Annotated in this window: 2 protein-coding genes; one reads left to right on the plus strand and one right to left on the minus strand. The window is 42.7% G+C overall.

Features of this window, described 5'->3' with window-relative positions:
• Window positions 1–318, plus strand: a 318-nt coding sequence (locus E1176_RS20110; RefSeq protein WP_185152469.1) for a hypothetical protein, incomplete at its 5' end; no start/stop codon positions are given.
• On the opposite strand, the gene E1176_RS00295 is transcribed toward E1176_RS20110, so the two are convergent.
• Entirely contained in the window at window positions 315–587 is a 273-nt protein-coding gene (locus tag E1176_RS00295; protein ID WP_343030481.1) for a DUF427 domain-containing protein, read from the minus strand. The genes E1176_RS20110 and E1176_RS00295 overlap by 4 nt on opposite strands.
• Window position 588 lies beyond the last annotated feature (1 nt).

Below are 588 nucleotides of genomic sequence, written 5' to 3' on the forward strand. Positions count from 1 at the left end.
GCTTGTTTGTTGATGGCTGGCTCATCTTTCGCTCAAACTCCTCTCGATTCGCTTAAAAGAGAGATCATGAATGTAAAGCTTGATGTTGAGCACATCAATATGAATCTCGCTAAATCAAAAGCAAAGTTTCAACGCGGTATTGCGGTAGCCACTATTGGCTACTCCATTACAATCGCTGGCGGCCTTATGCTTGGGCGAGAAAAAGATGAGCTGGGTCAAGCCATGCTCATTGCAGGGGGTGTAACGGGTGCAACAGGCACCTTCCTATTAGTCGATGCCTTTAAATTTTTGGGTCGCACGAGAAGAAATGGTCGTTAGTTTTTAACTTCCACCCCTTTCCAAAATGCCACCATGCCTTCTATTTTCTTGGCGCCTTCTTTGGTATCAGGATAGTACCAGGCTGCATCTTTATTTTCTTCTCCATTCACTTGTAAAGAATAATAGCTGGCTGTGCCTTTCCAAGGGCACACACTATTTGTAGCCGATTCTTTAAAAAACTCTTTTTTGATAGAGTCTTTAGGGAAATAGTGATTGCCTTCTATCACTACGGTATCGTCACTTTCAGCGATTACTTCATCATTCCAAATT

The organism is Fulvivirga aurantia, assembly GCF_009711475.1.
In the GTDB taxonomy this organism is placed as follows: domain Bacteria; phylum Bacteroidota; class Bacteroidia; order Cytophagales; family Cyclobacteriaceae; genus Fulvivirga; species Fulvivirga aurantia.